Source organism: Agrobacterium sp. MA01, from assembly GCF_009650195.1.
In the GTDB taxonomy this organism is placed as follows: Bacteria; Pseudomonadota; Alphaproteobacteria; order Rhizobiales; family Rhizobiaceae; genus Allorhizobium.
The window spans coordinates 1,740,404-1,755,986 of sequence record NZ_CP045854.1; the positions used below are offsets into that span (position 1 = coordinate 1,740,404).

At 61.1% G+C, this 15,583-nt stretch carries 16 protein-coding genes; 14 read left to right on the forward strand and 2 right to left on the reverse strand.

Features of this window, described 5'->3' with window-relative positions:
• Positions 1–80: 80 nt before the first annotated feature.
• The 8 genes from GH983_RS08560 (at position 81) to GH983_RS08595 (ending at position 4,894) form a co-directional block, all read left to right on the forward strand.
• Positions 81–347, forward strand: coding sequence for a YdcH family protein (locus GH983_RS08560; protein WP_153762160.1), 267 nt, complete (start codon positions 81–83; stop codon positions 345–347).
• A gap of 75 nt (positions 348–422) precedes the next feature.
• A complete protein-coding gene (lpdA, locus tag GH983_RS08565; RefSeq protein WP_153762161.1) occupies positions 423–1,868 on the forward strand; it encodes a dihydrolipoyl dehydrogenase in 1,446 nt (481 codons plus the stop codon).
• 76 nt (positions 1,869–1,944) lie between these two features.
• Complete coding sequence (locus GH983_RS08570; RefSeq protein ID WP_054148070.1) at positions 1,945–2,199, forward strand: GlsB/YeaQ/YmgE family stress response membrane protein; 255 nt, start codon at positions 1,945–1,947, stop codon at positions 2,197–2,199.
• A gap of 40 nt (positions 2,200–2,239) precedes the next feature.
• On the forward strand, positions 2,240–3,235 hold the full coding sequence (gene lipA / locus GH983_RS08575; protein WP_054148071.1) for a lipoyl synthase: 996 nt from the start codon (positions 2,240–2,242) through the stop codon (positions 3,233–3,235).
• A gap of 27 nt (positions 3,236–3,262) precedes the next feature.
• Positions 3,263–3,544: a type II toxin-antitoxin system RelE/ParE family toxin gene (locus GH983_RS08580; RefSeq protein ID WP_153763581.1), complete on the forward strand. Its 282-nt coding sequence runs from the start codon at positions 3,263–3,265 to the stop codon at positions 3,542–3,544.
• Positions 3,545–3,552: 8 nt separating this feature from the next.
• A complete protein-coding gene (locus GH983_RS08585; RefSeq protein WP_153762162.1) occupies positions 3,553–3,849 on the forward strand; it encodes a HigA family addiction module antitoxin in 297 nt (98 codons plus the stop codon).
• A 13-nt stretch (positions 3,850–3,862) separates the two neighbouring features.
• Positions 3,863–4,432 (forward strand): AAA family ATPase, encoded by a 570-nt coding sequence (locus GH983_RS08590; RefSeq protein WP_153762163.1) that lies wholly within the window; start codon positions 3,863–3,865, stop codon positions 4,430–4,432.
• 9 nt (positions 4,433–4,441) lie between these two features.
• Positions 4,442–4,894 carry a type II toxin-antitoxin system RatA family toxin gene (locus tag GH983_RS08595; RefSeq protein WP_054148073.1) on the forward strand — a complete coding sequence of 151 codons (453 nt, stop codon included), beginning with the start codon at positions 4,442–4,444 and terminating at the stop codon, positions 4,892–4,894.
• Here GH983_RS08595 and GH983_RS08600 read toward each other — a convergent pair.
• Positions 4,879–5,385: a CinA family protein gene (locus tag GH983_RS08600; protein WP_153762164.1), complete on the reverse strand. Its 507-nt coding sequence runs from the start codon at positions 5,383–5,385 to the stop codon at positions 4,879–4,881. The genes GH983_RS08595 and GH983_RS08600 overlap by 16 nt on opposite strands.
• The gene (locus tag GH983_RS08605; RefSeq protein ID WP_153762165.1) at positions 5,385–6,593 is read right to left on the reverse strand and encodes a bifunctional 2-C-methyl-D-erythritol 4-phosphate cytidylyltransferase/2-C-methyl-D-erythritol 2,4-cyclodiphosphate synthase; all 1,209 of its coding nucleotides are present in this window, start codon (positions 6,591–6,593) and stop codon (positions 5,385–5,387) included. The genes GH983_RS08600 and GH983_RS08605 overlap by 1 nt, the downstream gene beginning before the upstream one ends.
• Before the next feature lie 173 nt (positions 6,594–6,766).
• Between GH983_RS08605 and dusB the strand changes: the two genes are divergently transcribed.
• The 6 genes from dusB to trkA all read left to right on the forward strand — a co-directional run bounded on the left by dusB (position 6,767) and on the right by trkA (position 15,578).
• Positions 6,767–7,768, forward strand: coding sequence for a tRNA dihydrouridine synthase DusB (gene dusB / locus GH983_RS08610; RefSeq protein ID WP_153762166.1), 1,002 nt, complete (start codon positions 6,767–6,769; stop codon positions 7,766–7,768).
• On the forward strand, positions 7,765–8,898 hold the full coding sequence (locus GH983_RS08615; protein WP_006728392.1) for a nitrogen regulation protein NR(II): 1,134 nt from the start codon (positions 7,765–7,767) through the stop codon (positions 8,896–8,898). The genes dusB and GH983_RS08615 overlap by 4 nt, the downstream gene beginning before the upstream one ends.
• Positions 8,898–10,349: a nitrogen regulation protein NR(I) gene (gene ntrC, locus GH983_RS08620; protein ID WP_054148077.1), complete on the forward strand. Its 1,452-nt coding sequence runs from the start codon at positions 8,898–8,900 to the stop codon at positions 10,347–10,349. Before GH983_RS08615 ends, ntrC begins: the two co-directional genes overlap by 1 nt.
• A gap of 181 nt (positions 10,350–10,530) precedes the next feature.
• Positions 10,531–12,798 carry a PAS domain-containing sensor histidine kinase gene (locus GH983_RS08625; RefSeq protein ID WP_150127390.1) on the forward strand — a complete coding sequence of 756 codons (2,268 nt, stop codon included), beginning with the start codon at positions 10,531–10,533 and terminating at the stop codon, positions 12,796–12,798.
• Positions 12,788–14,152, forward strand: coding sequence for a sigma-54 dependent transcriptional regulator (locus GH983_RS08630; protein ID WP_153762167.1), 1,365 nt, complete (start codon positions 12,788–12,790; stop codon positions 14,150–14,152). Before GH983_RS08625 ends, GH983_RS08630 begins: the two co-directional genes overlap by 11 nt.
• A 49-nt stretch (positions 14,153–14,201) precedes the next feature.
• The gene (trkA, locus tag GH983_RS08635) at positions 14,202–15,578 is read left to right on the forward strand and encodes a Trk system potassium transporter TrkA (protein ID WP_054148080.1); all 1,377 of its coding nucleotides are present in this window, start codon (positions 14,202–14,204) and stop codon (positions 15,576–15,578) included.
• Positions 15,579–15,583: the final 5 nt, after the last annotated feature.

The window sequence follows — 15,583 nt, forward strand, 5'->3', positions numbered from 1 at the left end:
GCGCGTTGATCAAAATCAAGGAGGTCTTGTGCGCTGCGTCTAACCTGTACCCATCAACCCCGACAAGAGGAGATGGGATCATGTCGAACACACCGCACGAACTGGCAGTGGAATTCCCGGAACACGTCACGCTGATGCGTCATCTGAAAGAAACGGATGGGCATTTTGCAAGATTGTTCGAAACCTATCATGAGGTGAACCGGGCCATCCACCGCGCCGAAACCGATATCGAGCCTGCAGACGACTTCCACATCGTGGAAATGCGCAAGAAGCGGATGCAGCTCAAGGATGAAATCTACGGGATGCTGGTTCGTCACGAACCGGAAGCCGAGACACCCGCAGCCTGAGGGTTTCGCTTCCAGTCCCGAAACGGGCCTCCGTGAGAATGGAGGCTCGCAGGAAACCGAGGAGTGGAAGCACCTATGTCGAACGCTTACGACGTCATCATCATTGGCTCCGGCCCCGGCGGCTACGTCACCGCCATCCGTGCCGCCCAGCTCGGACTGAAAACCGCGATCGTTGAGCGCGAGCATCTGGGCGGCATCTGCCTGAACTGGGGCTGCATCCCGACAAAGGCGCTGCTGCGCTCAGCCGAGATCCTCGATCACGCCAACCATGCGAAATCCTACGGCCTGACGCTGAACGGCACCATGACAGCCGACGTGAAGGAAGTCGTCGCCCGCTCCCGCGGCGTCTCTGCCCGCCTCAATGGTGGCATCGGCTTCCTGATGAAGAAGAACAAGATCGACGTGATCTGGGGCGAAGCCAAGTTGACCAAGCCCGGCGAAGTCGTCGTCGGCAAGATGACCAAGCCCGTGGTCGAGCCGCAGAACCCGGTTCCGAAGGGTGTGCTGGGCGAGGGCACCTATACCGCCAAGCACATCATCGTTGCCACCGGCGCGCGTCCGCGCGCACTTCCGGGCATCGAGCCCGATGGCAAGCTGATCTGGACCTATTTCGAAGCGATGAAGCCGGACTTCATGCCGAAATCGATCGTGGTCATGGGCTCGGGCGCGATCGGCATCGAATTCGCCTCCTTCTATCGCTCGATGGGTGTCGACGTCACCGTTGTCGAGCTGATGGCCAACATCATGCCGGTCGAGGATGTGGAGATCTCCACCTTCGCCCGCAAGCAGCTGGAAAAGCGCGGCCTGAAGATCATTACCGAAGCCAAGGTCTCCAAGGTCGAGAAGGGTGCAAACTCGATCACTGCCCATGTCGAGACCAAGGACGGCAAGATCCAGACCATCACCGCTGACCGCCTGATCTCCGCCGTCGGCGTTCAGGGCAATATCGAGAACCTCGGCCTCGAAACGCTCGGCGTAAAGACCGATCGCGGCTGCATCGTCATCGACGGCTACGGCAAGACCAACGTGCCGGGCCTCTATGCGATCGGCGACGTTGCCGGCCCGCCGATGCTCGCCCACAAGGCCGAGCATGAAGGCGTCATCTGCATCGAGAAGATCGCGGGCCTGCCGAACGTTCACCCGATGGACAAGGCCAAGATCCCAGGCTGCACCTATTGCAACCCGCAGGTCGCCTCGGTTGGTCTGACGGAAGCCAAAGCCAAGGAGCAGGGCCGCGAAATCCGCGTTGGTCGGTATTCCTTTGCCGCCAACGGCAAGGCGATCGCGCTCGGCGAAGACCAGGGCATGATCAAGACGATCTTCGACAAGAAGACCGGCGAACTGATCGGTGCGCACATGGTCGGCACGGAAGTGACCGAACTTATCCAGGGCTTCGTTGTCGCGATGAACCTCGAGACGACAGAGGAAGAGCTGATGCACACGATCTTCCCGCATCCGACACTGTCGGAAATGATGAAGGAAAGCGTGCTCGACGCCTACGGCCGGGTGCTGAACGCCTGAAGTCAGGTTGTGAAACGGGACCTCGCCGCCTATATGGGCGGCAGGTTCCAAATTGACGATCCAAAGGGAGTTCGACGTGGCAGGGTTTGAAGTCGGCATTATCGCGACGATCTTCTTCGGCGGCCTCGCAGGCTGGCTTGCCGGCAAGCTGATGGACATGCGCTTTGGCGTCTTCATGAACATCGTGATTGGCATTGTCGGCGCGGCAATCGCAGCGGCGATCTTCCGTCGCCTCGGCATCTTTGTCGAGGGTGACTGGCTCGGATACCTTATCACCAGTTTCGTTGGCGCCAGCCTCCTTCTCTTCATTGCCCGGCTTGTCCGGCGGTAATCTCGATTAGCCGCACCAGCGGCGGGATAGGGTTTTGACCATGGTCACCATTCTCGACAGGACCAATCTTTCGAACGCGGCACCCCTGGCGCCTGCAGACGAAAAGCGTGTGCGCCATCCGGAAAAGGCCCACAAGCCCGACACCGAGGTATTGCGCAAGCCGGAATGGATCCGCGTCAAGGCGCCGACATCCAAGGGCTATCACGAGACCCGCGAGCTCGTCCGCTCCCACAAGCTGGTAACGGTCTGCGAAGAGGCCGGCTGCCCGAATATCGGCGAGTGCTGGGACAAAAAGCACGCGACCTTCATGATCATGGGCGAGATCTGTACCCGCGCCTGCGCCTTCTGCAATGTCGCGACCGGCAAGCCCAACCCGCTCGATCTCGACGAGCCCGCCAATGTGGCCAAAGCCGTCCGCCAGATGGGTCTGCAGCACGTTGTCATCACCTCCGTCGACCGTGACGACTTGGCTGATGGCGGCGCCGAACATTTCGAGAAGGTGATCTGGGCGATCCGCGAAGCATCGCCCGAGACGACGATCGAGATCCTTACCCCTGACTTCCTCAAGAAGCCTGGTGCCCTTGAGCGAGTCGTCGCGGCCAAGCCCGACGTCTTCAACCACAACATGGAAACCGTGCCGGGCAACTATCTGACGGTCCGTCCCGGCGCCCGCTATTTCCATTCCGTTCGCCTGCTTCAGCGGGTGAAGGAACTCGACCCGACCATGTTCACCAAGTCCGGAATCATGGTCGGCCTGGGCGAAGAGCGCAACGAAGTGCTGCAGTTGATGGACGACCTGCGTTCTGCCGACGTCGACTTCCTGACCATTGGCCAGTACCTCCAGCCGACCCGCAAGCACCACAAGGTCGAACGTTTCGTCACGCCAGAAGAGTTCAAGTCCTACGAGGACATTGCCTACACCAAGGGCTTCCTGATGGTGTCCTCGAGCCCGCTGACCCGCTCCTCGCACCATGCCGGCGATGACTTTGCCCGGCTGAAGGCGGCGCGGGAGAAGCTGCAATTGGTTCGGGCCTAGGCTGCCTCTGTCGGTTTGGGTGAAATCATGATACGAGATTTCAAAGACAAACTGACGGAGCAGCTTTTCAGAACATCGAACGTCCGAGGATTTCCGCCAGACGTAACCGAGCGTGCCCGGCGAAAGCTGATGGCGATCCACGCAGCTCATGTCCTTTCGGATTTGCGCGTGCCACCGAGCAATCGGCTTGAAGCGCTCAAGGGAAATCGCGAGGGACAGCATTCGATCCGCATCAATGATCAGTGGCGGATCTGCTTCCGATGGGCCAACGGGGACGCGTTTGATGTCGAAGTGTGCGACTATCACTGAGGTGCGCAATGCTGCATGTGACTGAAGAACCAATCCATCCCGGTTGCGTGTTGTTTGACGACTTCATCGCTGACTTCGGCCTGACATTTGACCAGGTTGCCACTGACACCGGTATCGAAAGGGCTGCGCTCGAGGGCCTGCAAAATGGCCATGGTGCGATAACGGCCGAGATTGCTCTGCGGCTAGGCCGCTACTTTTCGACCACGCCGGAGTTCTGGCTCAATCTTCAGCGCACCTACGACCTCGCCCTGGCCAGCAAAACAGCGACCGGGATCGACCAGATCAGGCCTGTTGCGGCAGCTTGACGGACTGCTCCGAATGCGTGAACTGGAGCCGTTTAGTGCTGCTGCACAAGCCCTGCGCCAAGCCCGCCGCATCTGCGTGATTGGATCGTCTGGCAGCGGAAAAAGCACTCTGTCGCAGAAGCTCGCGAGCGCTCTGGGCCTGAGCTATGTATCCCTGGACAGGGATGTGCGCTGGCTGCCCGGTTGGCAGGAGCGTAGCAGGGAGGAGCAGCGTGAGCGACTGGGCGCCTTTGTCAACGGCGACGGCTGGGTCATCGACGGCAGTGGTTCGTCATCATTCGATATCAGGCTGCCGCGCACAGATCTCATCCTTTGGTTGCGACTTCCCCGATGGAAATGTCTGCTGGGCGTTGCAAAGAGGGTCTATCGTTTCAGGGGTAGTGTACGGCCGGATATGGCGGAAGGCTGTCCCGAACCCTTACCCGATCGCGATTTCCTCTCCTATATCTGGAATTTCGAGCGTCGTTATGCCCCGCGGATCATCCAGGAAATCGAGCGTCACGGACCGAACGTGCCGGTCGTGCCCCTGAAATCCCATGGCGAAATGGCGCACCTGCTTGATCTTGCGGGGCTTCCTCATTAAGTCGCTGGCATGCCACAGTTTGAAACCCGCCGCCTCGTCAAGCACTCGCCCGAACGTATGTATGCCCTCGTCGCCGACGTCGAGCGCTATCCGGAATTTTTGCCGCTCTGCGAAGCGCTAACCATTCGCTCGCGCCGCGAACGCGACGGGAAGGAATTGCTGCTCGCCGACATGACCGTGGGCTACAAGGCGATCCGCGAGACCTTCACGACGCAGGTTCTGCTGACGGCTGCCGAGCGCGCTATCGATGTCAAATACATCGAAGGTCCGTTCCGGTATCTCGACAATCGCTGGCGTTTCGAAGACGCAGGCGAGGGCACCTGCTCGGTCCATTTCTACATCGACTACGAATTCAAGAACCGCATCCTCGGGGCTCTGATGGGCTCAATGTTCGACCGTGCCTTCCGCATGTTTTCGGAAGCCTTCGAGGAGCGTGCCGACAAGATTTACGCTGGCAGCTGAGCCGCGCGCGCCAGCATGTCGAGTGCTGTTCTGACAGTGGCGAGCCGCACTTGATCGCGGCCGATATCACTATAGCGCATTTCCCTGTGCTCGACTTCCCCGCTGCGGCTTCTCAGCGCCAGATGCACAAGCCCTACCGGTTTCTCCGCCGATCCGCCACCCGGTCCAGCAATGCCTGTCACAGCGACCGCCACATGCGCGGTCGAACGGATCAGTGCGCCTTGGGCCATCTGCAATGCGGTCTCCTTCGAGACGGCTCCGAAAGCTTCAAGCGTTGCGCTCGAAACGCCGATCAAATCCATTTTCGCCTGGTTCGTATAGGTGACGAAACCGCGATCAACGACCGCCGACGAACCGGCAATCTCTGTCAGCGCACCGACGATCAGGCCACCGGTGCAGGATTCGGCCGTCGCAATCATCCAGCCGAGATCCCGATAGGCCGCGATGATCGCTGCGGCCTGCTGCTCGATATCTCCCGGATAGAGCCCCATCAGTCCGTTCCTCGAAAGACGACGGTTGCCGTGGCGATGGCGGCGATGCCTTCACCACGACCGACGAAGCCGATCTTCTCGTTGGTCGTCGCTTTCACCGAGCAGCGATCGAGCGAGATGTCGAGGATCTCGGCGAGCTTCTCGCGCATGGCTTGACGATGCGGCCCAATCTTAGGTTCTTCGGCAATTAGCGAAATATCCGCATTCATGATCGTGCCGCCGGCACCGCGCACGACCCGCGCTGCGTGTTCGAGAAAGATACGCGACGGCGCGCCCTTCCACTGCATGTCCGACGGCGGAAAATGATCGCCGATATCGCCGGCGCCGCAGGTGGCGAGCAATGCGTCTGTCAGGGCATGCAGCGCGACATCGGCATCGGAATGGCCTTTCAGCTTCTGATCATGCGGAATGAAGATGCCGCAGAGCGTGACGCCATCGCCGGGCTCGAGCTGGTGCACGTCATAGCCGTTTCCAGTGCGAACGTCGGGGAGGGCGCTAGCCTTCAGTTTTTCGTCGGCCATGGCGATATCTCTCTTTACGGTCAGTTTGACATTGTCGATTGATCCCTCAACCAACTGGACGGGGATGCCAGCCCATTCCGCGATCGAGGCGTCGTCCGTGAAGTCCGCGGCTTGCTCGGTCGCGGCGCGCTCGTGGGCGGCGAGAATGGTTGCGTAGTGAAAGCTCTGCGGTGTCTGCGCCGCGTAAAGATCCTTGCGCGGCACCGTGCCGGTGATGAGGCCTGCGGCGTCGCCGCGCTTGATTGTGTCCGACAAGGGGATGGCGGGCAACACGGCCGGTTTTCCCGCATCGAGTTCGGCGGCGATCCGGTCGAGAAGAGCCTCGTCGACAAAGGGGCGCACACCGTCCTGGATCATCACGTGTCTAATGCCCCGCTCGTGCAACGCCTGCAACCCGTTGAGCACCGAGGCCTGGCGGGTGGCGCCGCCCTCGACCACGATCAAGGAATCCCGGGGAGACAGGTCGACAATCGCAGTTTCCAGCAGTCCATGATCTTCCGGGTGAATGACGAGGACGATGGGGCCACTTTTGGGCCAGTCGAGAAAGCGTTTCAGCGTATGCCAGATGACGGGCTTGCCGCCAATGCGCCTGTATTGCTTCGGCCCTTCGACGGAGGCTCCGGCGCGTTCGCCACGGCCGGCGGCAACCACGACAACACCGATTGTATCGCTCAGCTCTTGCTCCATCGTCCCGCCTGGTCCATGACACATTTCCTTCGCAACCGTGCTCTATCGGCTCGCTATCGGCTTTTCCAGCATTTGCACGAATTTTTGTCGAACGGTGAGCTTTGCCTCTTGGCAAGCCGGATAACGCTGGCTAAAAATAGTGCAAATTCGCCCTTTGCCTGAAAGATAATCATTTGATTTCCGTCGCGTTGGACACGCCCTTCAGCATTGGCCCGGTTCCTGTTCGGAACCGTGTTGTGCTTGCGCCGATGTCGGGCGTCACGGATCTGCCGTTCCGCCAGCTCGCCTTCCGCTTTGGCGCAGGCCTCGTGGTCACCGAAATGGTGGCGAGCCGCGAACTGGTCTTCAACGCAGCCGAAAGCTGGTCACGGCTGAAGGGGGCAGGTCTCACCCCGCATATGGTGCAGCTGGCCGGGCGCGAAGCAAAATGGCTGGCCGAAGCGGCGGTGATTGCTGAGGCCAATGGCGCCGATATCATTGATATCAACATGGGCTGCCCGGCCAAAAAGGTGATCGGTGGTTATGCCGGTTCCGCCCTAATGCGCGAACCTGATCACGCCCTCTCTCTGATCGAGGCAACAGTCAAGGCGGTAAAGATCCCGGTGACAGTCAAGATGCGCCTCGGTTGGGACGACACCTCGATCAATGCGCCCGACATTGCTGCCCGCGCCGAAGCTGCCGGTGTGCAGCTGATTACCGTGCATGGCCGCACTCGAATGCAGTTTTACGAGGGTAAGGCGAATTGGGACGCGATCGCCGCCGTTCGCGACGCCATCCGGATTCCGCTGATCGCCAATGGCGACGTCGAGACTGTCGAGGATGCCAACGAGATTCTGCGCCGCTCCGGCGCCGACGCCGTCATGATCGGTCGCGGCTGCCAGGGCCGCCCATGGCATGCCGGCGTTCTCGCAGGTCATGCCGCCCCCGCTGCATCTGAGATATCCGATGTCGTCGTGGACCACTATCGGGCGATGCTGGATCACTATGGTGCCGAAGTCGGCGTGCGCCACGCCCGCAAGCACCTCGGCTGGTATCTCGATCGCCACGCGCCGGATCTCGCACCGGAGGCGAAGGCATCCATCATGACATCGAAAGATCAGGGCTTCGTTGTCGGGGCCTTGCAGCGGGCACTCTCGGAGAACGATGGCGCGCGCGCCAGACAGGAGGCCGCATGACGGCGAATGACAAGAGCGGTGGCCTCGCCATGGCCGTGCTCAACGCCATCCAGAACCCGGTGGTGATGGTGGATGCCAATGGGCATATCGCCTTTGCCAATTGGGAGGCCGAGGCCTTTTTTGGCGCGAGCGCCACGCATCTCGCCCGCTACCGTATTTCGACATTCATCCCTTTCGGCAGTCCGCTGCTATCGCTGATCGAACAGGTGCGCGAACGCCGCGCGCCGGTCAACGAATACCGCGTCGATTTGAGTTCGCCGCGTCTCGGCCAGGAAAAGCTCGTTGACCTCTATGTGGCACCGGTCCTCAGCCAGCCCGGCAATGTCGTGGTCGTTTTCCAGGAACGGTCGATGGCCGACAAGATCGACCGCCAGCTGACCCATCGCGCAGCGGCCCGCTCGGTCACCGGCCTTGCCTCCATGCTGGCGCATGAGATCAAGAACCCGCTCTCCGGCATCCGTGGTGCTGCGCAGCTGCTCGAGACAGCCGTCACAGACGAAGATCGGGCGCTGACCCGCCTGATCTGCGACGAGACGGATCGTATTGTCTCGCTTGTCGATCGCATGGAGGTATTCTCCGACGAGCGGCCGGTCGATCGTCAGTCGATCAACATCCACTCTGTCCTCGATCAGGTGAAGGCTGTGGCGAAAGCAGGCTTTGCCCGCAACATCAGGATCACCGAGAATTACGACCCTTCGTTGCCGCCGGTCTATGCCAACCGGGACCAGCTGGTGCAGGTCTTTCTGAACCTGGTGAAGAACGCATCCGAGGCCATCGGCGAGCGCTCCGACGGCGAAATCCAGCTCACCACGGCCTATCGACCCGGCATTCGCCTCTCGGTCGCTGGCTCGCGCGAAAAGATCTCCCTGCCGCTGGAATTCTGCGTCCATGACAACGGGCCCGGCGTACCATCAGACCTTCTGCCCCATCTCTTCGATCCCTTCATCACGACGAAGACGAACGGCTCGGGGCTCGGTCTGGCGCTCGTCGCCAAGATCATCGGCGCCCATGGCGGCATCGTCGAGTGTGACAGCCAGGCGAGCCGCACCACCTTCCGGGTCTTGATGCCCATGTCGAAAGAGACGGCGCTCGAAGATGCGCCTCTGCCAAAATCCACGGGAACGAACTGATGACAGCGACGATCCTTGTTGCAGATGACGATGCTGCGATCCGCACGGTCCTGAACCAGGCGCTGAGCCGCGCGGGTTACGACGTCAGGATCACCTCCAACGCGGCGACCCTCTGGCGCTGGATTTCGGCGGGCGAGGGCGACCTCGTCGTCACCGATGTCATCATGCCCGACGAAAACGCCTTCGATCTGTTGCCGCGCATCAAGAAGGCGCGGCCGGATCTGCCGGTGCTGGTCATGAGCGCCCAGAACACCTTCATGACCGCCATCAAGGCGTCCGAGAAGGGCGCCTATGACTACCTGCCGAAACCCTTCGACCTCACCGAACTGATCGCCATCATCGGCCGCGCGCTGTCGGAGCCGAAAAAGCGTCCAGCCCGTCTCGACGACGACATGCAGGATGGCATGCCGCTCGTCGGCCGCTCTGCCGCCATGCAGGAAATCTACCGCGTGCTGGCGCGCCTGATGCAGACGGACCTGACGCTGATGATCACCGGCGAATCCGGTACCGGCAAGGAACTGGTCGCCAAGGCGCTGCACGACTACGGCAAGCGTCGGAATGGTCCTTTCGTTGCCATCAACATGGCGGCCATCCCGCGGGACCTGATCGAATCGGAACTCTTCGGCCACGAGAAAGGTGCCTTCACCGGCGCGCAAAACCGTTCCACCGGCCGGTTCGAACAGGCCGAAGGCGGCACGCTCTTCCTCGATGAAATCGGCGATATGCCGATGGACGCCCAGACCCGTCTGCTTCGCGTGCTGCAGCAGGGCGAATACACGACCGTTGGCGGGCGCACCCCGATACGCACTGATGTCCGTATCGTCGCGGCGACCAACAAGGATCTGAAACAGTCGATCAATCAGGGCCTCTTCCGCGAAGACCTCTATTACCGATTGAATGTCGTGCCGCTGCGCCTGCCGCCGCTTCGCGACCGCGCCGAAGATATCCCCGATCTGGTCCGACACTTCATTCAGCAGGGCGAAAAAGAAGGCCTCGATGCCAAGCGTTTCGACCACGAGGCGCTCGAGGTGATGAAGGCCTATGCCTGGCCCGGCAACGTGCGCGAGCTGGAGAACGTGGTACGCCGCCTGATGGCGCTCTACCCACAGGACGTGATTGCCCGTGAAATCGTCGAGCAGGAACTGCGCGCCGATGTCGCCGACAGCCCGATCTCCAAGGTCGGCATGCCCTCGGGCACGATGACGATCTCCCAGGCCGTCGAAGAAAACATGCGGACCTATTTCGCGTCCTTCGGTGAAGCGCTTCCGCCGTCGGGTCTCTACGACCGGGTCCTGACCGAGATGGAGTATCCGCTGATCCTTGCCGCCCTGACTGCCACCCGAGGCAACCAGATCAAGGCGGCCGATCTGCTCGGCCTGAACCGCAACACGCTGCGCAAGAAGATCCGCGAGCTCGGCGTGTCGGTTTACCGCAGTTCCCGCTCGGCTTGACAAGGCTCAAGCCGCCGTTGCAATTTCGCCACAATGCGTTGCTCAAAAGCCACGTTGCTTCGAGGCCTGACGCGCTCTTGGCGCGAGGTAGGTTCGTCGGAGCTTTGAAGCATAGAGATTTGCCGCGATCGAGAGGTCGCCGCATCAACGAGATCCGGTTTCGCGGATCCGGGGGAAAACGATGGCACGCGTGAGGACTGCCTCCGCAGCAGACGTCGACAGCGCATTGGCGCAGGATCGGCGCGCATCCTTCGCACTGCCGGGCCTTCTTTTGGCTGGCGGCGCGCTCCTGTGTGCATCACTGACGCTGCCGATCTTGCTGGGCCTTACGGCAATCGAGCCGACCTCGGAGGTCCTCATTGCGTCTGCGGTCATCAATTCGTTGTTCATCGTCGGCTTGATGTTCCTGATCGGCCGCGAGGTGATGCGTCTCTTCAAGGCGCGCAACCGAGGGCGTGCCGCCGCGCGCCTGCATGTGCGAATCGTCGCCTTGTTTTCCATCATCGCGATCACGCCGGCGATCCTGGTGGCGATTTTCGCGTCGATTACGCTCAATGTCGGCCTCGACCGTTGGTTCTCGATCAGAACGCAGTCGATCGTCTCCTCGTCGATGAACGTCGCCCAGGCCTACATGCTGGAAAGCGCAAGCTATCTGCAGGGCCAGACGATCTCGATGGCCAACGACCTGGAACGCAATCGCGCCCTCTTCTATCTCGACCGCCAGGGCTTTGTGGATCTGATGACGCGCCAGGCCCGGGGCCGCGGCATGCTGGGCGCCTTTCTGGTGCGCGAGGACGGATCGGCGATCACACAGGCCGATATCGATACGGACAAGCCGCTTCCAGCGATTCCGCGCGATGCCCTTGGCAGCGCCGCTTCCGGCCAGCCGACGCTGATCCCACCCGGCGTGACCAACCTCGTCGGCGCCATCATCAAGCTGGAGAGCATTTCCGGCACATTTCTCTACACCATACGCGCCGTCGATCCGAAGGTCATGCAAGCCATGCGCCTGATGGAGGAGAACACCGCCGAATACCAGTCAATGGAAGATGGCCGAACAACGCTGCAGATCGCCTTCGCCATTCTCTATCTCGGCTTCGCGTTGATCGTTTTGCTCGCGGCCATCTGGACGGCGATTGCGGTTGCCGACCGGATCGTCAGACCGATCCGGCTGTTGATCGGCGCGGCGGACAGCATCGCCTCGGGCAACCTCAGCGTCATCGTGCCGGTTCGCGCCGCCGATGGCGATGTCGGCAGCCTTTCGCGGACCTTCAACAAGATGGTCTCGCAAATCCGTTCGCAGCGTGACGAGATCCTCGAGGCCAAGGATGAGGTCGATGACCGTCGCCGCTTCATCGAGGCCGTATTGTCCGGTGTCACGGCTGCCGTCATCGGCGTCGAAGACGACGGCATCATCACAATCGTCAATCCATCGGCCGAGTATTTCCTGGCGCTGCCCTCCGAGCAGCTGATCGGGCAGAAACTTGCTCTGGTGGCTCCGGAAGTGGATCGTGTGCTCGCAGAGGCCGCCGTCCGTCATCGCGGTGGCTATCGCGAGCAGATCAACATGATCCGAGGTGGCAAGGAGCGGACGCTCAACGTGCAGGTCACCCGCGAGGAGACACGCGGCTCGGTCGATTCCTATGTCATCACCCTCGACGAGATAACCGATCTGGTCGTGGCCCAGCGTTCGACGGCCTGGGCCGACGTCGCACGGCGCATCGCACACGAAATCAAGAACCCGCTGACGCCGATCCAGCTGTCGGCCGAACGCCTCAAGCGTCGCTTTGGCAAGCAGATTGCCGAGGATGACAAGGCCGTCTTCAACCAGTGCACCGATACCATCGTCCGTCAGGTCGAGGACATCGGCCGGATGGTCGACGAGTTCTCGGCCTTTGCCCGCATGCCGAAGCCGACCAAGCAACGCTCCGACCTCCGCGAGATCCTGACGGACGCCGTCTTTCTGCGCGAAATCGGCAGTGCTGAAATCGAGTTCCAGCGGGACTTTGGCACCGAGCCGCTCGAAGGAAACTTCGATGCACGCATGCTGGCGCAGGCGGTCGGAAACATTGTCAAGAACGCCGTCGAAGCGATCGAAGCCGTGCCGAAGGACGAACTTGGCGAGGGCGGCAAGATCCTGGTTCGGTCGGCCTTCGACGGTGACCAGGACCGGTTCATTGTCGATGTCATCGACAATGGCCGCGGGCTGCCGAGCGAGAACCGCCATCGGATTCTCGAGCCCTACATGACGATGCGCGAGAAGGGCACCGGCCTTGGACTCGCGATCGTGAAGAAGATCATTGAAGAGCATGGCGGGCAGCTCGAGCTGCATGACGCACCGGCCGATTTCGACCGGGGCAGGGGCGCGATGATCCGCATCATCCTGCCGCGAGCAGACGCTACCGCCATCGAGACTGAAAGCGATAAGGAAAAGGTCCATGGCCTCTGATATTCTCGTAGTCGACGACGAAGAAGACATTCGCGAGATCGTCTCCGGCATCCTGAGCGACGAAGGGCATGAGACCAGGACGGCGCACGACGCCGACAGCGCTCTGGCCGCCATTTCGGATCGTGTGCCGCGGCTGGTCTTCCTCGACATCTGGATGCAGGGCAGCCGCCTCGACGGCCTGTCGCTGCTCGACGAGATCAAGCTGCGCCATCCCGACTTGCCTGTGGTGATGATCTCGGGACATGGCAATGTCGAGACAGCAGTATCGGCGATCAAGCGGGGCGCCTTCGACTTCATCGAGAAGCCCTTCAAGGCGGATCGGCTGATCCTGATTGCCGAGCGCGCGCTGGAGAATTCCAAGCTGAAACGCGAGGTCTCCGAATTGAAGCGCCGCACGGGTGACGCGATTGAACTCATCGGCACCTCGGTCGCCGTCTCGCAATTGCGCCAGACGATAGAAAAGATTGCGCCGACCAACAGCCGCATCATGATCTTCGGCCCCTCCGGTTCGGGCAAGGAACTGGTGGCCCGGATGATCCACAAGCGGTCGACCCGCTCGGGCGGCCCCTTCGTATCCCTGAACGCGGCGGCGATCACGCCCGATCGGATGGAAATGGCATTATTCGGCACTGAAGGCACGCCTGGCCAGCCGCGCCGAATCGGTGCGCTCGAAGAGGCCCATCGCGGTATCCTCTATCTCGATGAAATCGGCGAAATGCCGCGCGAAACGCAGAACAAGATCCTGCGCGTGCTCGTCGAACAGCAGTTTGAGCGTGTCGGCGGATCCAAGCGCGTCAAGGTCGACGTCCGCATCATCTCGTCGAGCGCATACAACCTGGAGAGCCTGATCGCGGAGGGGCGCTTCCGCGAGGACCTGTTTCATCGCCTGGCCGTGGTCCCGGTCAAGGTGCCGGCACTCGCCGAGCGCCGCGAGGACATTCCCTTCCTCGTCGACATGTTCATGCGTCAGGTTTCCGAACAGGCCGGCATCCGCCAGCGCAAGATCGGCGACGATGCGATGGCGGTTCTGCAGGCGAACGACTGGCCGGGCAACATCCGTCAACTGCGCAACAACATCGAACGATTGATGATCCTGGCTCAGGGCGACAGCCCTGATTCGCCGATCAGCGCCGAAATGCTGCCGCAGGATCTGTCCGACATGTTGCCCAAGGTCTCTGCTCGCAACGACACGCACATCATGACGCTGCCGCTGCGCGAAGCGCGCGAGATGTTCGAACGCGACTATCTGATTGCCCAGATCAACCGCTTCGGTGGCAATATTTCGCGGACCGCGGAATTCGTCGGCATGGAACGCTCGGCCCTCCATCGCAAACTGAAATCGCTTGGCGTATAAGCGGGCGAAACGAATCCGGTAGACGCGAACCTGGGGCAGGAAGCTTGCCATGAAAGTCATCATCTGCGGCGCGGGCCAGGTCGGTTACGGCATCGCCGAACGCCTCTCCCAGGAAGGCAACGACGTCTCGGTGATCGACACCTCGGCGTCGCTTGTCTCGCACATCACCGAGACCCTCGATGTCAGCGGCTATGTCGGTCACGGCGCCCATCCGGACGTGCTGGCGCGCGCCGGCGCAGACCAGGCGGAAATGCTGATCGCCGTCACGCTTTATGACGAGATCAACATGACAGCCTGCCAGGTCGCGCATTCGCTCTTCAACGTGCCGACCAAGATTGCCCGTATTCGCTCACAAAACTATCTGCGTCCCGAATATTCGGACCTTTTCAGTCGCGACAACCTGCCGATCGACGTCACGATCTCGCCGGAAATCGAAGTCGGCAAGATGGTGCTGCGCCGGATTTCCTTCCCCGGCGCCACCGATATCGTCCGTTTCGCCGACGACCATATCGCGATGCTCGCCATCGAGTGCATGGAAGATTGCCCGGTGGTGGATACGCCGCTCAATCAGTTGAGCGAGCTCTTCCCTGATCTCATGGCCACCGTCTGTGCAATCTGGCGCAATGGTCGGCTGCATGTCGTTCGCTCGCAGGACCACCTGCAGGTGGGTGACCTCGCCTATGTCATCTGCCAGCGGGATCACGCCCGTCGAACGCTTGGCCTCTTTGGCCATGAAGAACAGGAAGCCGCCCGTATCGTCATCGCCGGCGGCGGTAACATCGGTTACTACGTCGCCAAGTCTATCGAGCAGATGCAGCCGAAGACGCGTCTGAAGATCATCGAGAACGACCGCGAGCGCGCGCTGTCCGTATCGGATCAACTGCAGGACGGCATCGTGCTGCATGGCTCGGCGCTCGATCAGAACATCCTCCAGCAGGCTGACATCCAGGACGCCGACCTGATGGTGACACTGACCAACAATGATCAGACAAACATCCTGAGTGCCGCGATGGCCAAGCGCCTGGGCTGCAAGTCGGGTATGGCGCTGATCAACAGCCCGTCCTTCCATGATCTGGCGACGTCGATTGGCATTGATGCTCACATCAATCCGCGTGCCGTGACGATTTCGCGCGTACTCCAGCACGTGCGCAAGGGCCGTATCCGCGCCGTCTATGCGGTCCAGAAGGGCAAAGCCGAGGTCATCGAGGCTGAGGCGCTTGAGACCTCGCCGCTCGTCGGCAAGCCCTTCCGTGAACTCGAGCTTCCGCCCGGTCTGCGCGTGGGCGCAATCCTGCGCGACAAGACGGTGATCCGCCCGAATGGTGAAACCAAGATCAAGGCCAAGGATCGCGTCGTCATGTTCGCCGCTGCCGACGCCGTACGCCACGTCGAGCAACTCTTCCGCGTTTCGATCCAGTATTTCTGAAGGTC